A 2,934-nucleotide genomic window follows, 5' to 3' on the forward strand; every position below is an offset into this window, starting at 1 on the left:
CTGAAGTGGTCCTTCCTGCCCCCGGTCGACGGTGGCCCGCGCTACCTCGTGGTCAACGCCGACGAGTCCGAGCCCGGCACCTGCAAGGACATCCCCACGATCATGTCCAACCCGCAGGCGCTCATCGAGGGCATCGCCATCACCTCGCGCGCCATCGGCGGAGACCACGCCTTCGTCTACCTGCGCGGCGAGGTCCCCCACGTCTACCGCCGCCTGCTCGGCGCCGTGCGCGAGGCCACCGAATCCGGACTGCTGGACACCGGCTTCGGCCTGGACGGCCAGCAGCGCCTGCGCATCACCGCCCATGCGGGGGCAGGCGCCTACATCTGCGGTGAGGAGACCGCTCTGCTGGACTCCCTGGAGGGCCGCCGCGGCCATCCCCGTCTCAAGCCTCCCTTCCCCGCCGTCGCCGGCCTCTACGCCCGGCCCACGGTGGTCAACAACGTCGAGACCATCGCCTCGGTCCCTGCGATCCTGTCCCGCGGTGCCCAGTGGTACTCCACCATGGGCACCGAGAAGTCCAAGGGCCACGGCATCTTCTCCGTCTCCGGGCACGTGGTCAGTCCCGGCCAGTACGAGGCCCCCTTCGGTATCACCATGCGCGAGCTCATTGAGCTCTCCGGCGGGATCCGCCCCGGCCACGAGCTGAAGTTTTGGGTCCCGGGAGGCTCCTCGACGCCGATCTTCGGCCCCGACGAGCTCGATGTCCCCCTCGACTACGAGTCCGTCGCCGAGGCCGGATCCATGCTGGGAACCCGCGCCCTGCAGGTCTTCGATGAGACCGTCTCCGTGGTGCGCGTGGTCACCCGCTGGACCGAGTTCTACCAGCACGAGTCCTGCGGCAAGTGCACCCCCTGCCGCGAGGGGACCTACTGGATGCGCCAGATCATGCTGCGTCTGGAGGCCGGGCGCGGACTTCCCGGCGACGTCGAGAAGCTCGAGTCCATCGCCTCCAACATCGCCGGGCGCTCGTTCTGCGCCCTGGGCGACGCCTCCGCCACCCCGGTCTTGACCGGCATCAAGCGGTTCCGTGAGGAGTTCGAGGCCGGTTACACCACCGCCGCCGGCGAGTTCTTCCCCTATGCCGCCTCCTCCGTCTTCGAAAGCGCACGGTGAGCCATGACTGCTGAGACGACCACCAAGAGCTCCGCCCCGACTGAGCCGGCCAAGCCGCCGGCACCGGAGATGGTCCATATGACCATCGACGGGCTTCCCGTCGAGGTGGCCAAGGGGACGCTCCTCATCCGTGCCGCCGAGCAGGTCGGCGTGCGCATCCCGCGCTTCTGCGACCACCCGCTGCTCGCGCCGTCGGCCAACTGCCGCCAGTGCCTGGTGGAGGTGGCCATGCCCGGACGCGACGGCGTCGTACGGCCCATGCCCAAGCCCCAGCCCTCCTGCGCCATGACCGCCATGGATGGCATGGAGATCTCCACTCAGGCCACTAGCGAGGTCGCCGCCAAGGCCCAGGCCGGCACCATGGAGTTCCTCCTCATCAACCACCCGCTGGACTGTCCCGTGTGCGACAAGGGCGGTGAGTGCCCCCTGCAGAACCAGGCCCTCGAGCTCATGGCTTCCGGTGCCCAGTCGGCCACTCGCTTCACCGACGTCAAGCGCACCTTCCCCAAACCGCTGCGGCTGACCAGCAACATCCTGCTGGACCGCGACCGCTGCATCCTGTGTCAGCGCTGCGTGCGCTTCGCCGATCAGATCCCCGGCGACCCCTTCATCGCTCTCCAGGGACGCGGCGGCGGCCACCCCTCCTACGACATGGATGGCGACCCCGAGCACACAGGGGGCCTGTACTCCGAGCAGATCGGGCGCTTCGACGCCCGCGTCCTGGACTTCTCCACCGGTTCGGCCGAGCAGTCCATCGACGCCGACCTCCAGACGATCCGCGGGGTGCCGTCCCTGAGCGCCCTGGGTGATCTGACCGGCCCCGGCGGCGAGCCCGGCGCCTCCGACGGCACCGACTACGGCCCCGACCTGGGCGCCGGACGCGAGGACCTGGACGCCTCTGGGCGCCCCTTCGCCTCCTACTTCTCGGGCAACATCATCCAGATCTGCCCCGTGGGCGCCCTGACCTCCGCGAGGTACCGCTTCCGGGCCCGCCCGATGGACCTGGTCTCCACCGACTCCGTCACCGAGCACGACGCCTCCGGCTCGGCCATCCGCGTCGACATGCGCCGCGGCGTCGTCCTGCGCCGCCTGGCCGGCAACGACCCCGAGGTCAACGAGGAGTGGATCACCGACAAGGACCGCTTCGCCTTCACCTGGTCCTCCCAGCCCGACCGCCTCACCGTGCCGCTCGTGCGCGATGAGGAGACCGGCGAGCTCGTCACCACCTCCTGGTCCGACGCCCTGGACGTCGCAGCCCAGGGACTGGCCCGCGCCGCCTCCGACGGGGGAGTGGGGCTCCTGCCCGGCGGCCGTCTCACCCTGGAGGACGCCTGGGCCTGGTCCCGTTTCGCCCGTACCGTCCTGGGCACCAACGACATCGACCAGCGCGTGCGCACCCACAGCCTGGAGGAGGACACCTTCCTGGCCGCCCGAGTGGCCGGAACCGGCCTGGGTGCCGTCACCTACCGCCACCTGGAGACGGCCGGCCAGGTCCTGCTCCTGGGCCTGGAGCCCGAGGACGAGTGCGGCTCACTGTTCCTGCGCCTGCGCAAGGGCGTGCGCGCCGGCGGCGTCAAGGTGACCACCGTGACCACCTGCCTGAGCGCCGGCAGCCGCAAGCTCTCCGCCCAGGCCATCCTCACCCCGCCCGGTGAGGAGGCCCGCGTCGTCGCCCACCTCAGCCAGACCCACCCCGATCTCGTCGAGGCCCTGCGGGCCGAGGGCGCCACCATCCTCGTCGGCGAGCGCGCCGCCCGCGTTCCCGGCCTGCTCAGCGTTGCCGACGCCCTGGCCACCGCCACCGGCGCCCACCTGGCC

Annotated in this window: 2 protein-coding genes; both read left to right on the forward strand. The window is 70.9% G+C overall.

Features of this window, described 5'->3' with window-relative positions; all coding sequences use genetic code 11:
- A partial coding sequence (gene nuoF / locus RWR81_RS13310; RefSeq protein WP_314458189.1) for an NADH-quinone oxidoreductase subunit NuoF occupies nt 1–1,116 on the forward strand: 1,116 nt, incomplete at its 5' end.
- A 3-nt stretch (nt 1,117–1,119) separates the two neighbouring features.
- Nucleotides 1,120–2,934, forward strand: a 1,815-nt coding sequence (locus RWR81_RS13315) for a 2Fe-2S iron-sulfur cluster-binding protein (RefSeq protein ID WP_314458190.1), incomplete at its 3' end; no start/stop codon positions are given.

Origin of the sequence: uncultured Actinomyces sp., from assembly GCF_963526355.1 — a bacterium.
In the GTDB taxonomy this organism is placed as follows: Bacteria; Actinomycetota; Actinomycetes; order Actinomycetales; family Actinomycetaceae; genus Actinomyces.